The organism is Achromobacter sp. 2789STDY5608615 (genome assembly GCF_001298995.1).
In the GTDB taxonomy this organism is placed as follows: Bacteria; Pseudomonadota; Gammaproteobacteria; order Burkholderiales; family Burkholderiaceae_B; genus Achromobacter; species Achromobacter insuavis.
The window spans coordinates 3,313-27,687 of the sequence record NZ_CYTY01000061.1 but is presented as its reverse complement, the minus strand read 5'-3'; the positions used below and the strand labels follow the sequence as shown (position 1 = coordinate 27,687).

General features: G+C 72.3%; 17 protein-coding genes. 14 read left to right on the top strand and 3 right to left on the bottom strand.

Annotation, left to right across the window (positions count from 1 at the left end; all coding sequences use genetic code 11):
* Positions 1-168 precede the first annotated feature (168 nt).
* The 4 genes from AOZ49_RS29605 (at position 169) to AOZ49_RS29595 (ending at position 2,349) form a co-directional block, all read left to right on the top strand.
* Entirely contained in the window at positions 169-714 is a 546-nt protein-coding gene (locus tag AOZ49_RS29605; protein ID WP_054431836.1) for a DUF4142 domain-containing protein, read from the top strand.
* A gap of 22 nt (positions 715-736) precedes the next feature.
* Positions 737-967 (top strand): hypothetical protein, encoded by a 231-nt coding sequence (locus tag AOZ49_RS29600; RefSeq protein WP_054431837.1) that lies wholly within the window; start codon positions 737-739, stop codon positions 965-967.
* Between the two features lie 34 nt (positions 968-1,001).
* A complete protein-coding gene (locus AOZ49_RS32775; protein ID WP_054486714.1) occupies positions 1,002-1,193 on the top strand; it encodes a hypothetical protein in 192 nt (63 codons plus the stop codon).
* Positions 1,194-1,281: 88 nt separating this feature from the next.
* Positions 1,282-2,349, top strand: coding sequence for a mechanosensitive ion channel family protein (locus tag AOZ49_RS29595; RefSeq protein ID WP_054431838.1), 1,068 nt, complete (start codon positions 1,282-1,284; stop codon positions 2,347-2,349).
* Here AOZ49_RS29595 and AOZ49_RS29590 read toward each other — a convergent pair.
* From AOZ49_RS29590 to AOZ49_RS29580, 3 genes are all read right to left on the bottom strand, one after another.
* The gene (locus tag AOZ49_RS29590; protein WP_054479442.1) at positions 2,346-2,786 is read right to left on the bottom strand and encodes a hypothetical protein; all 441 of its coding nucleotides are present in this window, start codon (positions 2,784-2,786) and stop codon (positions 2,346-2,348) included. The genes AOZ49_RS29595 and AOZ49_RS29590 overlap by 4 nt on opposite strands.
* A 6-nt stretch (positions 2,787-2,792) precedes the next feature.
* Positions 2,793-4,571, bottom strand: a complete 1,779-nt coding sequence (locus AOZ49_RS29585; protein WP_197286800.1) for a hypothetical protein — start codon at positions 4,569-4,571, stop codon at positions 2,793-2,795.
* Positions 4,572-4,693: 122 nt separating this feature from the next.
* On the bottom strand, positions 4,694-5,005 hold the full coding sequence (locus AOZ49_RS29580) for a superantigen-like protein SSL4 (protein ID WP_054479450.1): 312 nt from the start codon (positions 5,003-5,005) through the stop codon (positions 4,694-4,696).
* A 137-nt stretch (positions 5,006-5,142) separates the two neighbouring features.
* Between AOZ49_RS29580 and AOZ49_RS29575 the strand changes: the two genes are divergently transcribed.
* The 10 genes from AOZ49_RS29575 to malQ form a co-directional block, all read left to right on the top strand.
* The gene (locus AOZ49_RS29575; RefSeq protein WP_054479440.1) at positions 5,143-5,904 is read left to right on the top strand and encodes an endonuclease/exonuclease/phosphatase family protein; all 762 of its coding nucleotides are present in this window, start codon (positions 5,143-5,145) and stop codon (positions 5,902-5,904) included.
* Positions 5,901-7,103, top strand: a complete 1,203-nt coding sequence (clsB, locus tag AOZ49_RS29570) for a cardiolipin synthase ClsB (protein ID WP_082380640.1) — start codon at positions 5,901-5,903, stop codon at positions 7,101-7,103. Before AOZ49_RS29575 ends, clsB begins: the two co-directional genes overlap by 4 nt.
* Positions 7,100-8,074: a lysylphosphatidylglycerol synthase transmembrane domain-containing protein gene (locus AOZ49_RS29565; protein ID WP_082380639.1), complete on the top strand. Its 975-nt coding sequence runs from the start codon at positions 7,100-7,102 to the stop codon at positions 8,072-8,074. Before clsB ends, AOZ49_RS29565 begins: the two co-directional genes overlap by 4 nt.
* A 160-nt stretch (positions 8,075-8,234) precedes the next feature.
* Positions 8,235-9,800: a glycogen synthase GlgA gene (gene glgA, locus AOZ49_RS29560; RefSeq protein WP_054479438.1), complete on the top strand. Its 1,566-nt coding sequence runs from the start codon at positions 8,235-8,237 to the stop codon at positions 9,798-9,800.
* A 10-nt stretch (positions 9,801-9,810) separates the two neighbouring features.
* Positions 9,811-12,993, top strand: coding sequence for a maltotransferase domain-containing protein (locus tag AOZ49_RS29555; protein WP_054431843.1), 3,183 nt, complete (start codon positions 9,811-9,813; stop codon positions 12,991-12,993).
* 21 nt (positions 12,994-13,014) lie between these two features.
* Complete coding sequence (gene treS / locus AOZ49_RS29550) at positions 13,015-16,353, top strand: maltose alpha-D-glucosyltransferase (RefSeq protein ID WP_054479435.1); 3,339 nt, start codon at positions 13,015-13,017, stop codon at positions 16,351-16,353.
* Positions 16,350-18,575 carry a 1,4-alpha-glucan branching protein GlgB gene (gene glgB, locus AOZ49_RS29545; protein ID WP_082380638.1) on the top strand — a complete coding sequence of 742 codons (2,226 nt, stop codon included), beginning with the start codon at positions 16,350-16,352 and terminating at the stop codon, positions 18,573-18,575. Before treS ends, glgB begins: the two co-directional genes overlap by 4 nt.
* A gap of 2 nt (positions 18,576-18,577) precedes the next feature.
* Positions 18,578-20,689, top strand: coding sequence for a glycogen debranching protein GlgX (gene glgX / locus AOZ49_RS29540; RefSeq protein WP_054479433.1), 2,112 nt, complete (start codon positions 18,578-18,580; stop codon positions 20,687-20,689).
* Entirely contained in the window at positions 20,686-22,482 is a 1,797-nt protein-coding gene (gene treZ, locus AOZ49_RS29535; protein WP_054479431.1) for a malto-oligosyltrehalose trehalohydrolase, read from the top strand. Before glgX ends, treZ begins: the two co-directional genes overlap by 4 nt.
* On the top strand, positions 22,479-24,375 hold a 1,897-nt coding region (malQ, locus tag AOZ49_RS29530; RefSeq protein WP_082380637.1), incomplete at its 3' end, for a 4-alpha-glucanotransferase. The genes treZ and malQ, both read left to right, overlap by 4 nt.

The window sequence follows — 24,375 nt, the reverse complement described above, 5'->3', positions numbered from 1 at the left end:
CCCCTGCAAATCGGTAAAAAGTACCGCCCGCCTCGGCACGGACCGCGCGGTTGCCGAGGCGGTGGCCGCGCGGACCCGTTGCGGTCGGCGGGAACATGGATTGCTACTGCTGTTTCTCAACGGCCATCCCCCCGATGCGCCGCGCACGCAATCCCACGGGAGTACGCCATGAAAATCCGCCTTCTCACCCCGATAGCCCTGCTGTTGTTCGCGCTGGGCGGGCCGCAGGCCGCGCTGGCGCAAGCCGCGCCTTCGGCCCAGGCGGAAACGCGGCTGGACAGTGGCGACCGCGACTTCCTGGAAAACGCGGCGCAGGCGGGCCACCTGGAAGTCGAGGGTAGCCGGCTGGCGCTGGACAAGGCGCGCAGCCCCGAGGTCAAGCGCTTCGCGCAGAAGATGATCGAGGACCACGGCAAGGCCGGCCAGGAACTGGCCGCCTTGGCCAAGCACAAAGGCTATGACGCGCCCACCGGCCCGTCCGTGATGCAGAAGGCGCGCTTGCAGGCCCTGGGGCTGCGCGATGACGGCTTCGACAAGGCGTATGCCGACGAGATCGGCGTCGGCGCGCACGAGCAGGCCGTCGAACTGTTCGAGAAGGCCTCCAACGAGGTCAAGGACCCGGACATCAGGCAGTTCGCCATCCAGACGCTGCCCACCTTGCAGCAACACCTGCAAATGGCCAAGTCACTCAAACAAAGTACGGAAAAGCAGTGATCGCGACGGATATGGCTAGCATATGGACCGCGATGAGCTTCTGGCGCGCATGTTGGCGACCCCCGTTTCCGACAGGCATCTGAACGACTGGCCGGAGGTGCTCTCCGACTACGCCAGGTGCCTGGTGGACCTGCAGGGCAAGCTCTCCGCCGGAGACATGGAGATGCTGATCGGCGCCGGCGCCGATTTCTATCGGACGTTGGCGCGTGCCGAGCAATACCGGCAGGCGTCGGTCTGGAATCCGCCCCCCTGACCCTGGGGTGGGCCTTCGATTGACAGGACCTGCCATGATCACACCCGAAACGGCCGCGCCTTCGCCCCTCGTCGACCCTGCATTGGGCGCGCCTTCCCTGCCCCCGGCTGCCGCGCCCGCGCCGCGCCGGCTGCTGTCCCTGGGGCTGTTGCTGGGGTTGCTGCTCTGGGCGCTGGGCACCGCGCTGCTGGTGATGTTCAACCTGGCCATGCGCCTGGCCGCCTGAAGCGCATCGCCCGGGCCGTCAGGTACGCGCCGCGCCCGGCCGGCATGGCAATTGCTGCTTTGCGCAATTGCCCGCATCCGGAGGCGCCGTGCTTTCTTCCTGGCTTTCCCGCCCCTTCGTGCCCGCCGAACATCCCGTTGCGCTGTGGCTCGCCGCCCTCGTGGCGGGCGCGGCGCTGTTTGTCGCCCTCAAGCTTGCCTTGCGGTTGGCGCGCGCGCGGCTCGACCGGCTGGCGCAACCCTCCGGACACGGCGTGGCCGGCGCGGCTTCGCGGGTGCTGTTGCGCACGAGCTGGCTGATCCTGGCATTGGCCTCGCTGCTGATCGCGGTCGACGTGGTCGGCGCGCCGCTGCCGGGCAGCGGTTTCGGCGCGGGCCATCTCTGGTTCGTGCTGATCGCGTTGCAACTGGCGCTGTGGCTCGACCGCGGCATCGAGGCGGGCCTGAGCGAGGCGGTGGCGGCGCGCGGGCGCGCCGGCTCCATCACGGCCACGCTGCTGTCGTTCCTGTTGCGCGCGCTGGTCTGGGTCATCGTGCTGCTGGCGATGCTGGACAATGTCGGCGTCAACATCACCGCGCTGGTCGCCAGCCTGGGAATCGGCGGTGTCGCGGTGGCGCTGGCGGTGCAGACCATCCTGAGCGATCTGTTCGCCTCCATCTCGATCGGCCTGGACAAGCCCTTCGAGGCCGGCGATTTCATCGTGTTCGGCCAGGTCGCCGGCAGCATCGAACACGTCGGCCTCAAGACCACGCGCATCCGCAGCCTGGGCGGCGAGCAGATCGTCTGTTCCAACACGGAACTGCTCAAGCAGACCATCCAGAACTACAAACGCATGCAGCAGCGCCGTATCGTGTTCTCCATCCGCGTCACCTATCGCACGCCGGTCGAGCAGGTGGCGGCGGTGCCCGCCATCATCCGCGCCCAGATCGAGCGGCAGCCGGATACCCGCTTCGACCGCGCGCACCTGGCCCGGCTGGCCGAGAGCGCGCTGGAGTTCGAGGCGGTCTATTACGTGATGAGCGCGGACTACAACCAGTTCATGGACCTGCAGCAGGCCATCTACCTGGGCGTGATGCGCGACCTGCAAGCCGCCGGCATCGCGCTGGCGCTGCCGGAGCGCACGCTGCACGTGGTCCGGCCGCCGCCGCGCCATTAACGCGTGTCGGCGCCCCCGCCGGAGCCGGCCGAGGCGCCCGAGCCGGGCATGCCGCCCTGGCCGGTCGAACCGGTGCCGCCCTGGCTGCGCGGCGCTCCGCGGCTGTCCGTGCCGCCCTCGCCGCCCAGGCGTTCGGACGGCCGCTTTTCCTTGGCGGGGCGGGGTTCGCCCTGCGGGGGAGGCGTCTTCTGCGCGGGTGCCGGCCCGGCCTTGCCCGGTTGCGCCGCCGACGGGTTGCGCGGCGGGGCCCGCAGTTCGCCGGGCCTGGACGGCGTGGTCGAACCGGGCTTGGGCAGGGTCGCGGGAGCGGCATTGCCCGGCGTGGCGCTCGGCGCCGGCATGGCCGCGCCGTCCGGCGGCCGCGACTGGGCCCAGCCGCTGGCCGCGGCCAGCGCGTTGACGAGGAGAGCGGTGGCGATGATGGTTACGGTCTTCATGATGGACTACCTCCGATGTGGAACCCTGGCCGCGCCCGACAGGGGCATGGCCGCCGCGGCATGGCGCGCCCGGCCAGGATGGCCGGCAACGCCTGGCGCCAGCGCCTGGCGCAGCAGGTCCCCCAGTTGCGCCAGGCCCGCGTGCAGGTCGCCGCTGATGTGGACGCGCAGGCAACGGCGGCCTCGCGCCCTCAGCTCTTCCATGTCGCCGAACGCCTGTGCGCGCTGCGTGGCGCCGAAGTCCGCCGCATGGCCGGGCGCCACCAGCTCGCCCGGCGCCTGCGCCGTGATGAAGAGGAACCGCCCGCCGGCCCGGCCGCCCTTGTGCAGCTGGCCGCACGAGTGCAGATAGCGCGGCCCGAATCCGCCCTGGGTGGCCACGCCGGTGGCGCGCATGATGTCGCCGCGCGCGCCAGCCAGCCAGCTTTCACACGCCGCATCGCGCGGCAGGTAGGCCAGCAGGGCCACGTAGTCGCCCGCCCGCGCCGCATGCGCCAGATGGGCCGCCAGCAACGCCGCCGCCGACGGGGACGAAGCGGGCTCGCCATGGAAGGCCAGCGCCCCCTCCACCCGCAACAGCTCGCCGCCCCCGGCCACCGCCGCGGGCCCCGCGGCCACCGACAGGGCGCGCGTGCGCGCCTTGCTGGCCTCCACGTCGGGCTGATCGAACGGATTGACGCCCAGCACCGCGGCGGCGATCGCGGTGGCTACTTCCCAACGGAAGAATTCCTGCGCCACGGCCAGCCCCGGGCCGCAGCGGCAGACCAGCACCGGGAAACCGGCCGCCGCCAGCTCGCGCGCGCGCGCGGCCAGCCCGGCGTCGGGCGCGGCGGTGCTGGCCAGGTGCACGAACAGCCGGTCGGGGCCATACCGCGAGGGTGCGGCCAGGGGTTCATCCGCGATCGGCACCAGGCCCTTGCCCTGCTTGCCGGTCGATTCGGCCAGCAATTGCTCGAGCCAGCCGCCCAGCGCCCGCAGCCCGGGATCGGCCAGCAGCGTGACCTTGTCGCGTCCGGCCAGCGCCGCTTCTCCCAGCAGCAGGCCCAGCACCAGCCCGGGATTGCGATGCGCCGCGGCATGACGCGCGCAAGCGCGCCGCATGGGCTGGGCCGCGCGCGCCAGGCTGGCCGGATCGTGGCCCAGCAGTGCCGCCGCCACCAGGCCGAACGGCGACAGCACCGAACTGCGTCCCCCGACCGCGGGATTGCCCTCGAACACCGCGGCATAGCCCTCGCGCTGCGCGCGCGCCTGCAGCGGCGTGCCGGGATCGGTAATGGCGACAAAGCGCCGGCCGGCCTCCTGGCGCCCGAGCAGGTCCACCACGCGCTGGTGGAAATAGGCCGCCAGCATGCCCGACTCCAGCGTGGCGCCGGACTTGCTGGCGACCACGAACAGCGTGCGCGTCAGATCCAATTGCGCCTGGAGCGCGAGAATCTGCGCCGGGTCGGTGGAATCGAGCACGCGCAGCCGCAGGCCGCCGCCGGCCACGCCGAGAATGCGGGCCAGCGCTTCGGCGCCCAATGTCGCGCCGCCCATGCCCAGCAATACGGCATCCGAGAAGCCCGCCACGCACAGCCGGCGGCAGGCGGACGCCAGCCGGCCCATGCTGCCTGGCGCCGCCCCCGGCCGCAGCCAGCCGAGCCAGCGGTTCTCGTCCGCGCCGGTCCAGAGCGATGCATCGCCCGACCACAGGCGCGCCATCCACGCCTGCCGCCGCGCCTGCGCCAGGCGCGCTTCGACGCGCGCCGCCAACGATGCCGGGATGCCATGGGAAAACCCGTTCAAGGGAGGGAGGGCGCGGACCGGGCGCGCGGGACCGCGCGCGCCCTTGGACGTTTGCCGCGACCGCGGCGCGCGCGGGGCGAGAGGAAGCGTGGCGGGCGAGTACATATCCATGAATAGGGTTCCTAAAAGCCCGAAGCACGCGGCCGAGAGGCTGGCGCGCGCGTTTCGCGCAGGCGCGGGATGGCCGCGGCAGGGCCAAGCCGGTCGATGCCCGGTGTCTGCTGCGGATCGACGTCCGGCATGGGGTTGGGCAGGCTGTCCGGCGGACTGCGCTCGGGGCGGTCCGGGTCCCGCCGCGCGGGCGGCGCGACGTCCGGCGATTCGGCCGGCGACTGATCCGGCGGGACAGCCGGTCTCGGGGCGGAGGGCGCGTCGGCCGGGCGCGGACCCGCGGCGGCGCCCGCCTGCCGATTCTGCAAAATCTTCTGTGTCATTGCCGACTCCTGGAGCGGGAAGGAAGCGCTGTCGGCTTCCATTCCGGATGGAGCCGCATTCCAGCAAGCGGCATGCCCGCCGCCTGGCGCCCGGCACGGGACTTGCTCGGGGCAGGGATTCCCCGCCTGGAGCCGCCATGTCCGTTCCCGAAGCCACCACCTTGACGGTGCTGACCGTCAATACCCACAAGGGCTACACCAGCTTCAACCGCCGCTTCATGCCGCACGACCTGCGCGAAGCGTTGCGCTCGGCGGCGCCGGACCTGGTGTTCCTGCAAGAGGTGGTGGGCGAGCACCAGGGCATGGCCGCGCGCCATGCGGGCCGCTGGCCGACGCAATCGCAATACGAGTTCCTGGCCGACACGCTGTGGCGCGATTTCGCCTATGGCCGCAACGCGGTCTACCCGGCGGGCCACCACGGCAACGCCGTCCTGTCGCGCTATCCGATCGCGCGCTTCGAGAATCATGACGTCAGCGTCGGCGACCACGAAAGCCGCGGCCTGCTGCATTGTGTGTTGCGACTGCCCGGCGGCGCGCGCGCGGTGCACGCGATCTGCGTGCACCTGGGCCTGCTGGAGCGCCATCGCCGCCAACAGATCGCCAGCCTGTGCCGCCTGGTGGCGCGCGAGGTGCCGGCCGCCGACGCTTTGCTCATCGCCGGCGATTTCAACGACTGGCGCCTGAAGGCCGACCGGCTGATGCGCGACTGCCGGGTGCAGGAAGTCTTCACCTCGCGCCTGGGGCGGCCGGCCCGCACGTTCCCGGCGCGCTGGCCGCTGCTGCGCCTGGACCACATCTACGTGCGCAACGTGCGCGACTGGCGCCCCGTGCCGCTGGCCTCGCGAGTGTGGTCGCGCCTGTCCGACCACGTGCCGATCGCGGCGGAGATCGCGCTATGACGGACATTGCCCTGGGTTGGCGCAGCGGCAACCGCTACACGCTGCTGGAAAACGGCGAAGCCTATTTCCCCGCGGTGCGTGGCGCCATCGACGGCGCCACGCGCGAGATCCTGGTCGAAACCTTCATCCTGTTCGACGATGTGGTCGGCCGCGCGCTGCAACAGGCCCTGATCGCCGCGTCGCAACGCGGCGTCAGCGTCGACCTGCTGGCCGATGGCTATGGCTCGGACCAGTTGCCCGAGGCATTCCTGGCGGCGCTGACCGGCGCCGGCGTGCGCGTGCACCTGTTCGACCCGCGCCCGCGGCTGTTCGGCGTGCGCACCAACCTGTTTCGTCGCATGCACCGCAAGATCGTCGCGGTGGACGGCGCCTGCGCATTCATCGGCGGCATCAACTTTTCGGCCGACCACCTGCGGGACTACGGCCCGCAGGCCAAGCAGGACTATGCCGTGCGGGTGGAGGGTCCGCTGGCCGCCGACATGGCCGACTACGCCCGCGCGGCCCTCGGGCCCCGGCGCGGCCGCCGCCGCTGGCCCGCGCGCCTGGAACCGGTACCGGCCGGCGACGGCGGCGGCCGGCTGGTGGTGCGCGACAACCAGGGCCACCGCACCGACATCGAGCGTCATTACCGAGCCGGGCTGCGCGCGGCGCGCCAGGACGTGCTGATCGCCAACGCCTATTTCTTTCCCGGCTACCGCCTGCTGCACGACCTGGCCCAGGCCGCGCGCCGCGGCGTGCGGGTGCGCCTGCTGCTGCAAGGCGAGCCCGACATGCTGGTGGCGCAACTGGCCGCCAGCATGCTGTACGACTACCTGATCGACGCCGGCGTCGAGATCTTCGAGTACTGCAAGCGCCCGCTGCACGCCAAGGTGGCCTGCGTCGACACCGATTGGTCCACCGTCGGCTCGAGCAATCTGGACCCGCTCAGCCTGGCCCTGAACCTGGAAGCGAACGTGGTCGCCCGCGACGCCGCGCTGAACGCCGACCTGCGCGCCAGCCTGGAGCGCCTGATTGCCGACGACTGCAAGGCAGTGCGCATGCAGCCCGGCTCGCGGCGGCGCCTGCGGCGCTTCTGGGTCGGCGTGGTGGTGTTCCATTTCCTGCGCCGCTTTCCCGCCTGGGCCGGGGCCTTGCCGGCGCACAAGCCGCGCCTGCGCACCCTGGACGAGGTCGGGCAGCGCGAGGGCGAGGCGCTGTGAGCCTGTACCGTTCGCGCCTGATGCGCGCCGCCCGCCGCCGCTGGCCCCGCGTCAAGCGATGGCTGCCGTGGGTCGTGCTGGCGCTGGCGGCGGGCCTGCTGGCGTATTTCGGCAGTTCGGTCGACTGGCCCCAGGTGTGGCAGGCGGTGCGCCGCATTCCGCGCGCCGCGGTGCTGCTGGCCGCGGCGCTGGTGCTGCCCGCTTATCTGGCCTACGCCTGCCTGGACCTGCTGGCCCGGCGCTACACCAGCCACACCCTGCCCTGGCCCCGGGTCCTGGGCGTGGCCATGCTGAGCTATGCGTTGAATCTGAACCTGGGCGTGCTGCTGGGCGGGCTGGGCGTGCGCCTGCGCCTGTACACCCGGCTGGGCTGCCGCAAGGCCGTCGCCACGCGGGTGGCGCTGTTCTCGGCGCTGTCGAACTGGATCGGTTACGGCTGGGTGGCGGGCGTGGTGTTCGCCAGCGGCGCGCTGGCGGCGCCGCCGGGCTGGGAAATCGGCGCGGGGGTGCTGCGCCTGGTCGGCCTGGGCTTGCTGGCCGCGACCGCGATGTATGTCTGGATCTGCGTGCGCGCCAGCCGCCGCGCGGTGACGTGGATGGGGCAACGCGTGGCGTTGCCGCGCGGTCGCCTGGCGGTATTGCAGAGCGTGACGGCGGCGCTGTCATGGATGCTGATGGGCGCCATCATGTATGTGTTGCTGCAAGGCAAGGTGGGCTACCCGATGGTGCTGGGCATCCTGCTGTGCACCAGCTTCGCGGCAGTCATCACGCGGGTGCCGGGCGGCCTGGGCACCACCGAGGCGATATTCGTGGCCGCCCTGTCCTCGCGCCTGCCGGCGGCCGAAGTGCTGGGCGCGGCGCTGGGCTACCGCGCCCTGTACGCGCTGGCGCCGCTGAGTCTGGCCCTGTTGGCGTTCGCCGTGGTCGAAGCGCGTCTCACCTGGCGCAAGCGCAATCCGCAGCCGGGTTAGCCGGCCAGACCCTTCATTACAAAAAGCGGCAACAACGACGGCCGCGCCGCGCGTACCGTCCCCGTCGCCAAGCGCTCGACGCCGGGCATGGCACTTGCTTGGAACGAGGTCTTGCGGAGCGGGCCCGTTCCCGTGGCCTTCCGCCGACTCCGGAGCAAGCATGGTGCCAACAGAAATTCTCATCGTGGCGGCCGAAGCGTTCCCCCTGGCCAAGACCGGGGGGCTGGGCGACGCCATCACCGGCATGGCGCGCGCGCTGGCCCAGGCGCACACCCCGCCGACGCTGCTGCTGCCCGCCTATCGCGGCGTCGCGCGGCGCCTGCCCGACGCCCGCCTGGTCGCCCACCTGCCCGGCTTGCCCGGCGGCGACGCCCGGCTGCTGGCGGGCATCTGCCCGCAATCGGGCCTGTCGTTCCTGCTGCTGGAAAACGACGCCCTGTATGACCGCGCCCATCTGTATCTGGACGACAACGGCCAGGAGCATGTCGACAACGCCCTGCGCTATGCCGCCCTGTCGCATGCCGCCGTGCGCGTGGCGCAGGGCCTGCCGGGCCTCCCGCGCCCCGACGTGGTGCACGCCCATGACTGGCACGCGGCGCTGACGCCGCTGCTGCTGCGGGCCGCCGGGATCGAGGACGTCAAGAGCGTGCTTACTATCCACAATCTCGCCTTCCAGGGCCATGCGCCCGTCGAGGACGCGGCGCGACTGGGCCTGCCGCCGCCCTTCTGCGGCGAAGCGGGCGCGTTGGCCTGGGGCCGGCTCAATTTCATGAAGGCGGGCATCCGCTATGCCGACCGCATCACGACCGTCAGCCACCGCTATGCGCGGGAAATCCTGACACCCGAGTTCGGCTGCGGACTGGAAGCCACGCTGCAGACGCGCGCGGCGGAGCTGCTGGCCATTCCCAACGGCATCGACACCCATCTCTGGAACCCGACGCGCGACCCGCACCTGGGACCGCTGCGCTACAGCGCCGCGGACCTGGCCAACAAGCGCCTGTGCAAAGCCGCCGCGCAGCACGAGTACGGCCTGCGCGAAGACCCGCAGGCGCTGCTGCTGATCCTGTGCAGCCGGCTGACCGGCCAGAAGATGGCCGACGTCGCGGCGCAGGCCCTGCCGCGCGCGCTGGATGCGCATCCGGCATTGCAGGTGGCGGTGCTGGGTCAGGGCGAACGGCACCTGGAGTCCGCGCTGCGCGAGCTGGGTCCACGCTATCCGCGGCGCTGCGCCGTGCGCATCGGCTACGACGAGGCCGGCGCCCACCGCCTGCACGCCGGCGGCGACGTCCTGTTGCACGGCAGCCGCTTCGAGCCGTTCGGCCTGACGCCGCTGTACGCCATGCGCTACGGCACCTTGCCGATCGGCTCACGGGTGGGCGGCATGGCGGACACGATCGACGACCCAGGCCCGCGTCAGCCGCTGACCGCCATGGCCCGCGCCACCGGCGTCCTGTTCGACGGCTGCGCGCCCGAGGACATGCTCGCGGCCATCGACCGCGCGGTCCAGTTGCACGCACATCCGACCTTGTGGCGCGCCATGCAGCGCAATGCCATGACCGCGGATTTCAGTTGGCGCCCCGCGGTCACGCAATACCTGGAGCTGTTCCGCTCCCTAACCCGGGCTGCGCCCGTCACCGCCGAAGCCCAGCCGCAGCCCGAGGCGGCTGCGCCCCGCGCCGGCCGGGCGCAGCGGACGTCATCCCTGACGGCCGGCGCGCCGGTGTAGGGGCCGAGCCATGGCGACGCCTCCGACGTTCGGCAACGCGCCTCGCATCTATTACGCGCGGTCCGGCCTGCCCGGCAGCCACACAGCGCGCGAGGCGCTGCTGGCCGGCGTGCGCCAGGAAGGCTTCAATGCCGTGCTGATTCCGGCGCCCTGGCTATGCCCGGCCGGCGCGCGAACCCTGGCGCCGATCGACGCCGACCACGCGCCGACGCCCGAAGGCGGCGTCGAGCCGCTGTCGGCGCGGCTGGCGCGCGAGGCGGACAGCGCCGCGCGACATGGCCTGGCGTTGCTGCTGCGGCTGGAGTTGCAGCGGGTGGCGCGCGACGCGCGCGATGACACCGCGCCCGCCGCCTGGTACCGCGAGCCGCCCGACGATCCGGCGCGCGACCCCCGCCTGCCGCTGAGCGAGCATGGCGTGCGGCAATTGCGCGACGATCCGCCCGCGGGCTTCATGGCCGCCTGGGCGGCGCGCCTGCTGCGCTGGACCCGGGCCGGCGTGGCCGGCTACGTGGTGCCGCCGCCGCCCGCGCTCGACGCGCGGGCCTGGCGCGCCCTGTTCGCGCCGTCGCGCCAGGCCAATGGCGCGCTGTGCTGCCTGGCGTGGACGCCGGGCCTGGCGCCGGCGGCGCTGGCCCGCCTGCGCGACGCCGGCTTCGACGGCGTATTCTCGTCGCTGCCCTGGTGGGACTTCCGCGCCGCCTGGCTGGCCGAGGAACTGGAACGCCTGCGCGCCGTGGCCCCGGTGATCGCCCCCGCTTGCGCGCTCGACGGCGATGGCGCGGATGACGCCCCGCCCACCGGCGGACGGGCCGCCGATGCGCGCCGCGGTTGGAGCGCCGCGCTGAGCGGCGCGGGCTGGCTGGCCGGTGACGCCGACCGTGGCGCCGGCGCCGCCGGCATCAACGCCTGGCTGCAGGCAGCGCGCGCGGCCGGCCCGCCGGCCATCGTCGTCGGCCGTGACGGCGCCGCCACGCTGATGGCGCGCGAGCTGGCCGCCGGCGCCGCGCTGCTGGCGCTCAATCCCGCTGACAGCACTCCCGCAAGGATCGACTGGGATGTCGCCGCGCGCCTGCTGCCGGCCGGCTCCCTCGAACCCGCCGACGGCGCGGCGTCGGACGGTGTCCTGGCGGCGGCCGCCTGCGTCCGCTATGAGGTCGCCGCCGGCGCGCCGGTCTGCGCCGCGCCGCGCGTGGCGGCCGGGCTGCGCGGCGAAGGCGGCGCCGCGGCCCGCGTGGCCATCGAACAGGTCTCGCCCGCCGTCGATGGCGGCGCGCATCCGGTCAAGTGCCGCGTGCACGAGCAGGTGCGCGTGGGCGCCGACATCCTGATGGACGGCCACGACCGCCTGGCGGCCGAATTGCGCTGGCGCGCCGACGACGAAGCAGCCTGGCGCAGCGTGCCCCTGACGCTGACCGGCAACGACCGCTGGGAGGCGGCCTTCCGTCCCGCCCGCATCGGCCCGCACACGTTCCAGGTGACCGCCTGGCATGACGGCTGGGAGACGTTCCGGCATGAGTTCGAAGTCAAGCACGCGGCCGGCGTGAGCCTGCGGCTGGAGCGCCAGGAAGGCCTGCAACTGCTGCGCGAAGCCGACCAGCGCGCCGGCCAGGATGCCGCGTCTGGCCCCGGCGCCGGCCTCATCAAGCGCGCCCTGCGCGCCTGCGCGGCGCCCGAAGTCGACGCCGAACCCGATGCCGCGCTGATCGGGATGCTGCTCAGCCCCGCGCTGGCGCAGGCCATGCGCGCCCACGACGGCCGGCCGTTCCAATCCGTGTCGGCGCCCTACCCGCTGTGGGTCGACCGGCCGCAGGCCACCCACGCCGCCTGGTACGAACTGTTTCCGCGCTCGCAGGCGGCCGAACCGGGCCGCCACGGCACTTTCGACGACGTCATCGCGCGCCTGCCCGACATCCGCGAGATGGGATTCGACGTGCTCTACCTGCCGCCGGTCCACCCCATCGGCCTGGCCAACCGCAAAGGCCGCAACAACAGCCTGCAGGCCGGTCCCGACGACGTCGGCAGCCCCTACGCCATCGGCTCGCCGGACGGCGGCCACGACGCCATCGAGCCGCGCCTGGGCACCCTGGCGGATTTCCTGCGGCTGGTGCGGGCCGCCCGCGACCACGGCCTGGAAATGGCGCTGGACTTCGCCATCCAGTGCTCGCCCGACCATCCCTGGCTGGCCCGCCATCCGGACTGGTTCTCGTGGCGTCCGGACGGCTCGTTGCGTTATGCCGAGAATCCGCCCAAGAAATATCAGGACATCGTCAACGTGGCGTTCTACGGCCCGCCGCCGCGCCGCGCCCGCAAACTCGGCCTGTGGCGCGCGCTGCGCGACATCGTGTTGTTCTGGGCCGGGCACGGCGTGCGCACCTTCCGGGTCGACAATCCGCACACCAAGCCGCTGCCGTTCTGGCAATGGCTGATCGCCGAGGTGCACGCGCGCCACCCGGACGTGCTGTTCCTGTCCGAGGCCTTCACCCGTCCCAAGATGATGTACCGGCTGGCGAAAGTGGGCTTCACGCAGTCGTACACCTACTTCACCTGGCGCAACGACAAGGCCGAGCTGCAAGCCTATCTGCAGGAGGTCTCGCAGCCGCCGGCCGCCGATTTCTTCCGGCCGCACTTCTTCGTCAACACGCCGGACATCAACCCCGCGTTCCTGCAGACCAGCGGCCGCGGCGGCTTCCTGATCCGCGCCGCGCTGGCCGCGCTCGGCTCGGGCCTGTGGGGCGTGTACAGCGGCTTCGAACTGTGCGAGGCCGCGCCGGTGCCGGGCAAGGAGGAATACCTGGATTCGGAGAAATACGAACTGCGCCAACGCGACTGGCGCCAGCCCGGCAACATCCGCGCCGAGATTGCCCGCCTGAACCAGCTGCGCCGCGCCAACCCTGCCCTGCAGAGCCACCACGGCCTGACGCTGGCGGCCAGCGGCAACGAGCGCGTCATCGCTTTCGCCCGCGCCACGCCCGGCAACGGCAACGTGATCCTGGCGGCCATCAGCCTGGACCCGTTCCATCCCCAGACCGCGCGCGTCGAGCCGCCCTTCGCGCTGTTCGGCGCGCCCTGGCCCGACAGCCTGGTCGCGGAGGACCTGCTGGCGGACCGGCGCGACACCTGGCACGACGCCCGCGCGGTGGCGCTGTCCCCCGATCAACCCTATCGCATCTGGCGGCTGTCGCGTCATGGCTGACGCCGCCGGGAAGGCAAGACCATGATCAGTGAAACCCAGCCCCAGGACGACGGCCTTTGGTACAAGGACGCGGTCATCTACCAACTGCACGTGAAGTCGTTCTTCGATTCCAACGACGACGGCGTCGGCGACCTGCCCGGACTGATCTCCAAACTGGACTACATCGCCAACCTGGGCGTGGACACGATCTGGCTGCTGCCGTTCTATCCGTCGCCCCGGCGCGACGACGGCTACGACATCGCCGACTACCGCGGCGTGCATCCCGACTACGGCACCGTGGCCGACGTGCGCAAGCTGATCCGCGCCGCCCATGCGCGCGGCCTGCGCGTGATCACCGAGCTGGTGGTGAACCATACCTCCGACCAGCATCCGTGGTTCCAGCGGGCGCGCGCCGCGCGCCCCGGCTCGGCCGCGCGCAACTTCTACGTCTGGTCGGACAACGACAAGGCCTACGCCGGCACCCGCGTCATCTTCTGCGATACCGAGAAGTCCAACTGGACCTGGGATCCGGTGGCCAACGCCTATTTCTGGCACCGCTTCTATTCGCACCAGCCCGACCTGAACTACGACAACCCGCAAGTGCTCAAGGAAGTGCTGTCGGTCATGCGGCACTGGCTCGACATGGGCGTGGACGGCCTGCGGCTGGATGCGGTGCCGTACCTGGTCGAGCGCGAGGGCACCAACAACGAGAACCTGCCCGAGACCCATCAGGTGCTCAAGCGCATCCGCGCCGTCATCGACGCCGAGTATCCCGGACGCCTGCTGCTGGCCGAGGCCAACCAGTGGCCCGAGGACGCGCAGGAGTATTTCGGCAGCGGCGACGAATGCCACATGTCGTTCCACTTCCCGCTGATGCCGCGCATGTACATGGCCATCGCGCAGGAAGACCGCTTTCCCATCACCGACATCATCCGCCAGACGCCGGACATCCCCGCCACCTGCCAGTGGGCCATCTTCCTGCGCAACCACGACGAACTGACGCTGGAGATGGTCACCAGCCGCGAACGCGACTACCTGTGGAGCGTCTATGCGGCCGATCCGCGCGCGCGCATCAACCTGGGCATCCGCCGCCGGCTGGCGCCGCTGCTGGAACGCGACCGGCGCCGCGTCGAATTGATGAACAGCCTGCTGCTGTCCACGCCGGGCACGCCGGTGCTTTACTACGGCGACGAACTGGGCATGGGCGACAACGTGCACCTGGGCGACCGCGACGGCGTGCGCACGCCGATGCAGTGGTCGCCCGACCGCAATGGCGGCTTCTCGCGCGCCGACCCCGAGCGGCTGCCGCTGCCGGTGCTGATGGGGCCGCTGTACGGCTACGAGGCCGTCAACGTCGAGGCCCAGCAACGCGACCCGCACTCGCTGCTGAACTGGACCCGCCGCATGCTGGCGCAACGCCGCCAGAGCCACGCCTTCGGCCGCGGCGCCCTGCGCTTCATCCAGGCCGGCAACCGCAAGATCCTGGCCTATCTGCGTCAATGGCGCGACACCACCATCCTGTGCGTGGCCAACCTGTCCAATGCCGCGCAGCCGGTCGAACTGGCGCTGCAGGCCTTCAAGGGCCGGGTGCCGGTGGAAATGCTGGGCGGCACGCCGTTTCCGGCCATCGGCGAGCTGCCCTACCTGCTGACGCTGCCGCCCTACGGCTTTTACTGGATGGACCTGAGCGCCGACGCGGCGCCGCCGGGCTGGCACGCCAGCGCGCCGCAACGCATGCCGGAGTTGATCACCCTGGTGCTGCGCGGCCGCGCCGACGCGGTCCTGACGGATGCCTCGCGCCAGGCGCTGGAGACCGAAGTGCTGCCCGAATACCTGGCGCGCCAGCGCTGGTTTCCCGGCGCCACGGCGCTGCCGCGCGTGCGGCTGGCGTACGCCACGCCGTTCGGCGCCGACGGCACGGAATACTACTGGGGCGAGGCCGAGCCGGCCGACGGCGAACCCGGCCTGCGGGTGCAGATCCCGTTCGCGCTGGTGTGGGACGAGAGCGCCGAGATCCAGTATCCGATCGCGCGGGTCCGGCGCGGCCCCGAAGTCGGCATCCTCGCCGACGCCTTCCTGCAGCCCGGCTTCGTGCTCGGCGTGCTGGACGCCCTGCGCGCCGGCCGCGAGTGGGACGGCCGCCAGGGCGGCAAGCCGGGCGAGCGGCCGGGCGTGATCCGCTGCCTGGCCGAACCCGGGCTGGACGGGCTGGACCTGGGCGAGGCGCCGGCGCTGCAATGGATCAGCGGCGAGCAGTCCAACAGTTCCGTGGTGGTGGCCGGGCAGGCCATCCTGAAACTGCTGCGCAGCGCCCACCCCGGGCTGTCGGCCGAAGTGGAAATGACCCGCCACCTGACCCGCGCGGGCTACGCCAACATCCCCGCGCTGCTGGGCGAAGTGCAACGGGTCGACGCCGAGGGCGTGCCGTGCACGCTGGCGGTCGTGTATGCCTATGTCGCCAACGAAGGCGATGCCTGGACCTGGACGCTGGACTACCTGAAACGCACGCTGGCCACCGCCTTGCTCGGCGGTGACAGCCCCGAGGAATTCGAGGCTAGCCTGGAGGGCTATGCCACCATGGCCACCACCATCGGCCGGCGCCTGGCGCAGTTGCACCAGACCCTGTCGCAGCCCGCCGACGATCCGGCATTCACGCCCGCGGTGGCCACCCCGGAGGCGGCCGACGCCCTCGCCGCGCACGTCACGGCGCAGCTCGACCGCGCCGCCCGGGCGCTGCGCCAGCACGCCGACGCGCTGGAGGAGCCTTCGCGCGCCTGCGCCCAATGGCTGTCCGAACACCATGACCGGCTGGCGGCGCGGGTCGAGCGCATGGCGCAGGCGTTGACCGGCACCCCTCTCATCCGCGTGCATGGCGACCTGCACCTGGGCCAGGTGCTGGTGGCGCAGACCGACGCCTACCTGATCGACTTCGAGGGCGAACCCGACCACCCCCTGCCATTGCGCCGCCAACTGGCGTGCCCGGCCCGCGACGTGGCGGGCATGCTGCGCTCGTTCGACTACGCGGCGGCGGCGGTGGCGCGCCTGGACCCGCTGGGCGGCGCGCCGCTGGACGCCAACGCGGCGCCGGCGGACAGCGCCGCCGCCAATTCGCCGGCGCAGTTGCGCGACACGCTGCTGGCGCGTTTTCGCGCCCGCGCCACCGAGGCCTTCCTGCAAGGCTACGAGGAGGCCGGCCCGCCTCCGTCCGCGGCCTGGCGCACGCTGCTGCAACTGGCGCAATTGGAAAAGGCCGCCTACGAAATCGCTTACGAGGCAGGCCATCGGCCCGACTGGATCTCCATCCCGCTCTGCGCCCTGGCCGGCCTGGCGCACACCCTGCTGCAGAACGCGGCGCTCGACGCCGAGGACGCCACGCCATGACCCGCCGTCCCGCAACCCCGCGCGCCGCGGCGTCCGCCCCGCGCCCCGCCGCCGCCACGCCCGCCCTCGACCCGGCGCAGCGCACCGCGCTGCTCGCCGGCGCCCATGGCGATCCCTTCGCCGTGCTGGGGCCGCACGAAGGCTGCTTGCGCGCGCTGCTGCCCGGCGCGCGCGCGGTCGAGATGGTCGGCGCCGAGGGCGTGCGCATCCCGCTGCGCGACGACGGCGACGGCCTCTTCACCGGCCCGGCCGGCCCCGCCCGCGCCGGCGCGCCGGATTCGTACCAACTGGAGATCGCGTGGCCGCAGGCGCGCCAACGCTGCGCCGATCCCTACGCCTTCGGCCCCCTGCTGCCGGCCCCGGCGCTGGCCGCCCTGGCCGCGGGCGACTGGCGCGCCGCGCGCGACTGGCTGGGCGCGCAACTGGCCAGCGTCGACGGCGTGGCCGGACTGCGCTGCGCGGTCTGGGCGCCCAACGCCCGGCGCGTGGCCGTGGTCGGCGACTTCAACAGCTGGGATGCGCGCCGGCACGGCATGCGCCGGCGGCACGAGGCCGGGGTGTGGGAATTGTTCATCCCCGACGTCGCGGCCGGCGAGCGCTACAAGTTCGCCGTCACCGATGCGACCGGCGCGATCCGCCTGCGGGCCGATCCGCACGCCCGCCGCGCCGAGCTGCCGCCGGCCACCGCGTCGGTGGTGGACGATCCGGCGCCCTATCCGTGGACCGACGGCGACTGGATGCAGGGACGCGGCGGCCGCCACCTGCCGAATGCGCCGATCGCCATCTACGAGGTCCATGCCGGCTCCTGGCTGGCGCCCGACGGCCAGGGCTGCCCCTGGCGCCTGTTGGCCGACAAGCTGCCGGCCTACGCCGCGTCGATGGGATTCACCCACGTCGAGCTGATGCCCATCATGGAGCATCCCTTCGGCGGCTCGTGGGGCTACCAGCCGCTGGGCCTGTTCGCGCCCAGCGCGCGCCTGGGCACGCCGGCGGGGTTCGCGCATTTCGTCGACCGCTGCCATGCCGCCGGCGTGGGCGTCATCCTGGACTGGGTGCCGGCCCACTTCCCCGACGACCCGCACGGCCTGGCGCGCTTTGACGGCACGGCGCTGTACGAATACGACGACCCGCGCGAGGGCTATCACCCCGACTGGCACACCCAGGTCTACAACCTGGGGCGCACCGAAGTGCGGGCATTCATGGTCGCCAGCGCGCTGCACTGGCTGCAACGCTTTCACGTCGACGGCCTGCGCGTGGACGCGGTGGCCTCGATGCTGTACCGCGACTACAGCCGCCAGCCCGGCGAATGGATCCCCAATCGCCATGGCGGACGCGAGAACCTGGAGGCGGTCGATTTCCTGCGCGTATTGAACCAGACGGTGCGCGACGAGGTGCCCGACGCCATGATGATCGCCGAGGAATCGACCGCCTGGCCCGGCGTCACCGCCGCGGTGGCGGACGGCGGCCTGGGCTTTCACTACAAGTGGAACATGGGCTGGATGCACGACACGCTGCGCTACCTGGCGGAAGATCCGGTGCATCGCAAATACCACCACGCCGGCCTCACCTTCAGCATGGTCTACGCCTATGCCGAACGCTACGTCCTGCCGCTCTCGCACGACGAGGTGGTGCATGGCAAGGGCTCGCTGCTGCGCAAGATGCAGGGCGACGCCGCCGCCCGCTTCGCCGCCCTGCGCGCCTACCTGGGCTACATGTGGGCGCATCCCGGCAAGAAGCTGCTGTTCATGGGTGGCGAGATCGCCCAGGCCGCCGAATGGAATCACGATACGCCGCTGGACTGGAACCAGCTGGACGACCCGGCGCGCAAGGGCATGCAGCGCCTGGTGGGCGACCTGAACCGGCTCTACCGCGCGCAGCCCGCGCTGCACGCGCGCGACGCCGATCCGGCCGGCTTTGCCTGGGTGGTGCTGGACGACGCCGACAACAGCGTGGTGGCTTTCCTGCGCACCGACGGCGTCTCGCAGCTGCTGGCGATCAGCAACTTCACGCCGGTCACGCGCACGGGCTATCGCGTCGGCGTGCCGCTGGCCGGGCGCTGGGCCGAAGTCCTCAACACCGACGCCGGCGGCTATGGCGGCGCCGACAGCGGCAACCTGGGCCTGGCGCGCACCCATGCCGCGGCCGCCCATGGCCACATGCAATCGCTGGAACTGACGTTGCCGGCGCTTTCCACCCTCTACTTCACGCATCAAGGCGACTGACCATGGATCCCTCCCTCCTGACCCGCATGACCGCCGGCCAGCCCTATCCACTGGGCGCCGTCAGCGACGGCCTGGGCGTGAACTTCGCGGTGTTCTCGGCCCACGCCACCCGCATCGAAGTCTGCCTGTTCGACGCCCGCGGCCGCAAGGAACTGCGCCGCTTCGACCTGCCCGAATGCACCGACGAGATCTGGCACGGCTACCTGCCCGACGCGCAGCCCGGCCTGGTCTACGGCCTGCGGGCCCATGGTCCCTACGATCCGCGCAACGGCCATCGCTTCAACCCGCACAAACTGCTGCTCGACCCTTACGCGCGCCAGCTGACCGGCCCGGTCAACTGGAGCGACGCGCTGTTCGGCTATCGCCTGAACCACGCCCGCGCCGACCTGTCGATGGACCGCCGCGACAGCGCGCCCGCCATGCCCAAGGCGGTGGTGGTGGACGACCTGCCGTTCGACCGGAGCGGCAGCAAACGGCCCGCCACCGACTGGTGTGACAGCGTGATCTACGAAGTCCACCTGCGCGGCGTTTCGATGCAGCGCGAAGACCTGCGCCAGCCGCTGCGCGGCACCAGCGCGGCGCTGGCCGACCCGCGCTTCATCGAGCACCTGCAACGCCTGGGAGTCACGGCGGTGGAACTGCTGCCGGTGCATGCGTTCCTGCAGGACCGCTTCCTGCTCGAACGCGGGCTGCGCAACTACTGGGGCTACAACACGCTGGCGTTCTTCGCGCCCGAGCCGTCTTACCTGCAGCACGGTCCCAACGATCTGCGCCAGGCCATCCGCCGCCTGCACGCGGGCGGCCTGGAAGTGATCCTGGACGTGGTCTACAACCACACCTGCGAAGGCAACGAACTGGGGCCGACGCTGTCCTGGCGCGGGCTGGACAACGCCAGCTACTACCGCTTGGTGCCGGGCGAGGAACGCCACTACATCAACGACACCGGGTGCGGCAACACAGTCAACCTGTCGCACCCGCGCGTGCTGCAGATGGTGACCGACTCGCTGCGCCATTGGACGCGCTCCTATGGCGTGGACGGCTTCCGCTTCGACCTGGGCGTGACCCTGGGCCGCGAAGGCACCGGCTTCGACCCCGGTTCGGGCTTCTTCGACGCGCTGCTGCAGGACCCGGAACTGGCGCATGCCAAGCTCATCTCCGAACCGTGGGACATCGGCCCCGACGGCTACCAGCTGGGCAACCACCCGCCCGGCCTGGCGGAATGGAACGACCGCTACCGCGACACGGTGCGGCGCTACTGGCGCGGCAACGAAGGCCAGCGCGGCGACATGGCGGCGCGGCTGACCGGCTCGCGCGACGTGTTCGACCGGCGCCACCGCCGCCCCTGGGCCAGCGTCAATTTCGTGACCTCGCACGACGGCTTCACCGCGCGCGATGTCGTCAGCTACGACGGCCGCCACAACGAAGCCAACGGCGAGAACGGCGACGACGGCCATTCGGAAAACTACAGCAGCAACTGGGGCGCCGAAGGCCCCACCGAAGACGACGCGATCCTGCAACGCCGCGCGCGCGTGCAGCAGGCGCTGCTGGTGACGCTGTGCCTGTCCGACGGCACGCCGATGCTGCTGGCCGGCGACGAATTCGGCAACAGCCAGGACGGCAACAACAACGCCTATTGCCAGGACAACCCGCTGTCCTGGCTGGACTGGACCCAGGCGCAAAGCGACGATGGCCGGGCGCTCAGCCAGGGGGTGGCGCGCGCGCTGGCCCTGCGGCGCGGCCACCCCGCCCTGCGGGCGGCGCGCTACGGCGACGCCGCCCGCGAAATCTGTCCCGGCGTGGCCGCCATCGGCTGGTTCAATCCCGACGGCCTGCCCATCGAAGCCGCCTCCTGGGAGGACGGCGCCCAGAAGGCCATGGCGCTGCGCCGCGCGGCCCTGCGCGACGATGGCAGCGCCGACGTGACGCTGCTGCTGCTCAACCCCGGCGCCGAGGCGGTGACGTTCATCCTGCCGCAGCCGGCGCTGGCCTGGATCCGCGAGCTGGACACCTCCGCGCCGGTCGCGGCGGCGCCGGTCGGCGCGAACGAGGCGGCGGTCCAGGGCCACAGCCTGGTGCTGCTCAGCGCCACCCACATCGCCGGACAAACGCCATGACCGCCTGGCCCGAACCCTACACCTTCGGCGCCCTGCCGCTGCCCGACGGCCGCACGCGCTTTCGCCTGTGGGCGCCGTCGGCGTCGCCCGGGCTGGCGCTGCTGATCGAGGGACGCGCGCCGATCGCGCTGCACCCGGACGCGCAGGGCTACGCGCAGGCGGATGTCGATTGCGGCCCCGGCACGCGCTACCGCTACCGCCTGGGCGACGGCCTCACGGTGCCCGACCCGGCCGCGCGCCTGCAGGACGGCGACGTCCACGACGCCAGCATCGTCACCGGCGCCGACGCCTATCCCTGGCAACACCCCGGCTGGCGCGGCCGGCCGTGGGAAGAGACGGTGCTGTACGAAGTCCACGTCGGCCTGGCGGGCGGCTACGCCGGCCTGCGCGGGCGCCTGCCGGCGCTGGCCGACCTGGGCGTCACGCTGCTGGAACTGATGCCGCTGGCCGACTTCCCCGGCCCGCGCAACTGGGGCTATGACGGCGTGCTGCCGTATGCGCCGGACACGGCCTATGGCTCGCCCGACGAACTGAAAGGCCTGATCGACGCGGCCCACGGCCTGGGCATGGGCGTCATGCTGGACGTGGTCTACAACCACTTCGGGCCCGACGGCAATTACCTGCCGCGCTATGCCGCGCCGTTCTTCCGCGACGACGTGCAGACGCCGTGGGGCGCGGCCATCGACTTTCGCCAGGCCGCCGTGCGCCGATATTTCGAGGAAAACGCGCTGCACTGGCTCGGCGAATACCGTTTCGACGGCCTGCGGCTGGATGCGGCGCATGCCATTGTCGGCCACGAATGGCTGGAGGAACTGGCGCGGCACGTGCGCGGTCAATTGCCCGGCCGCCACGTGCACCTGGTGCTGGAAAACGACGACAACCGCGCCTCGCTGCTGCAGGCCGGCTACGACGCCCAATGGAACGACGACCTCCACCACGTGCTGCATCACCTGCTGACCGGCGAATCCCATGGGTATTACGCCGACTATGCGCGGCAACCCGCGCAGGCGCTGGCCCATTGCCTGGAGCAAGGCTGGCTGTACCAGGGTCAACCGTCCGCCCATCGCGGCGGCCGACCCCGCGGCGAACCCAGCGCCCACCTGCCGCCCAGCGCCTTCGTGCTGTTCCTGCAGAACCACGACCAGACCGGCAACCGCGCCCACGGCGAACGCCTGACGCGCCTGGCGCCCACGGCCGACCGGCTGCGCGCGGCGGTCGCGCTGCAACTGCTGGCGCCGCAGGTGCCGCTGATCTTCATGGGCGAGGAAAGCGGCAGCCAGGCGCCCTTCCTGTACTTCACCAGCCACGCCGACCCGGCGCTGGCGCAGGCCGTGCGCGCGGGGCGGCAACGCGAATTCGCCGACTTCGCCGACTTTGCCGGGGCCGGCGGCGCCGCGGACCCGCCCGACCCGGACGCGGCCGAGACCTTCCTGCGCAGCCACCCCTGGGACGCCGGCCACGCCGACGCGGCCGGGCAATGGCGCGCCTATTACCGCGCCCTGCTGCACCTGCGCCGGCAACTGCTGGCGCCGCGCCTGCGCGGCGCGCAAAGCCTGGGCGCCCTGGCGCTGGGCGCGCATGCCGCGCAGGCGCGCTGGCGGTTGAACGATGGCGCGGTGCTGACGCTCTACGCCAACCTGGGCGGCGCGCGCGAGCCCTTGCCCGCGGCCCTGGCGCCGCGCGGCGATTTCGCCGACCTGTTGTTCGAATCGCTGCCCGGCGCCTTCGATTCGCTGCGCGCGGGCAGCCTGTGCGGCGACAGCGCGGTCTACTTGCTGGAGTACGCCCCATGAGCGCCACGCTGTCGGAACTGGCCGTGGCCGCCGGCCTGGCCGAGCATTGGACCGATGCCCGCCACCAGGCCTGCACGGTGGCCCCCGACACGCTGCGGGCCCTGCTGCGCGCCATGGATCTGCCGGCCGACAGCGAGGCCGACATCCACGACAGCCGCGCGCGGCTGGCCGCCGCCCACAGCGAAGCCCGCCTGCCGGCCATGCTGGTGGCCGTCGCCGGGACCACGCTGCGGCTGCCGGCCGCCTGCGCCGGCCGCTACGAAATCACGGCCCCGCAATCGGCGCAGTTGGCCGGCCGCGCCGTCGCCGGCGCTTCCGGCCTGCCGGAACTGCCCGTGCCCGCGGCGCCCGGCTACTACACGCTGGCGTTGGCGGCCGGCACCACGACGCTGGCGGTGGCGCCGCCGCGCGCGCCCACCCTGGCGCAGTTGCTGGGCCAGCCCGATGCGCGCGCCTGGGGCTTGGCCACGCAGGTCTACAGCCTGCGGCGGCCCGCGCCCGACCTGGTCCACGCCACCCACGGTTTCGGCGATTTCGGCGCGTTGCGCGATCTGGCCGCGAGCGCCGGCGCGGCGGGCGCGGACGCGCTGGCGATCAGCCCGGTGCATGCCATGTTCGCCGCCGATCCGGCGCAGTACAGTCCCTACTCGCCCTCCAGCCGGCTATTCCTGAACACGCTGTACGCCGACCCCGCCGCCGTGCTGGGCGACGATGCCGTGCGCGCGGCGCTGGCGCAACTCGGCTCCCAGGCACAGCAGACGCTGCAGACGCTGGAGGCGCAGGACCTGATCGACTGGCCGCAGGCCGCGCGCGCGCGCCAGCGGCTGCTGCGCCAGTTGCATCGCGATTTCGACCATGCCGCCAACTCGCGCCAGCGCCAGGCCCTGCAGGCCTTCCGCGACGCCGGCGGCCAGGATCTGCGCGATCACGCCCTGTTCGAGGCGCTGCATGAGCACCTGGCGCGGCAGCCCGCCGCGCCGGGCAGCTGGACCGAGTGGCCGGCCGGCCTGCGCGATCCGCGCTCGCAAGCGGCGCGCGCTTTCGCGCAGGCGCACGGCGAGGCGCTCGACTTTCACGTGTTCGCCCAATGGCTGGCGGGCGCCAGCCTGGCGCAGGCGCAGCAGGCAGCGCGCCAGGCCGGCATGCGCGTGGGCCTGATCGCCGACCTGGCGATCGGCGCCAGCCCCGCCGGCAGCCATGCCTGGAGTCACCAGGCCGAGCTGATGCGGCGCGCCAGCGTCGGCGCGCCGCCCGACATCCACAACCCGCTGGGCCAGGCCTGGGGCCTGACCGCGCTGTCGCCGCAAGCGCTGCGCGAAACCGGCTACGCCGCGTTCATCGCGCTGCTGCGCGCCAGCCTCGCCCAGGCGGGCGGGCTGCGCATCGACCACATCCTGGGCCTGGCGCGCCTGTGGCTGGTGCCCGACGGCGCGCCGGCCGGTGACGGCGCCTACCTGCGCTATCCGCTGCGCACTCTGCTGCGGCTGGCGGCGCTGGAGGCCTGGCGCCATCACGCGCTGGTCATCGGCGAGAACCTCGGCACGGTGCCGGAGGGCTTCGACGAGGCCCTGCACGACCATGGCCTGCTGGGCATGGATGTGCTGTGGTTCATGCGCGAGCCGCCCGCGGCGCGCGGCGCGGCGGCATTCAAGGCGCCCGAGGCCTGGCCGGTCCAGGCCGCCGCGATGACCACCACCCACGACCTGCCCACCCTGGAAGGCTGGTGGCAGGGCCGCGACATCGAATGGCGCAACAACCTGGCGCTGCTCGGTCCGCAGGAACGCGAGACCGACCTGCGCGCGCAGCGCGACGCCGACCGCGACAGCCTGTGGCGCGCGGTGCGCGACCACGCCCACCTGCCGCCCGACCCGGCGCCGGCGCAGACACCCGTCG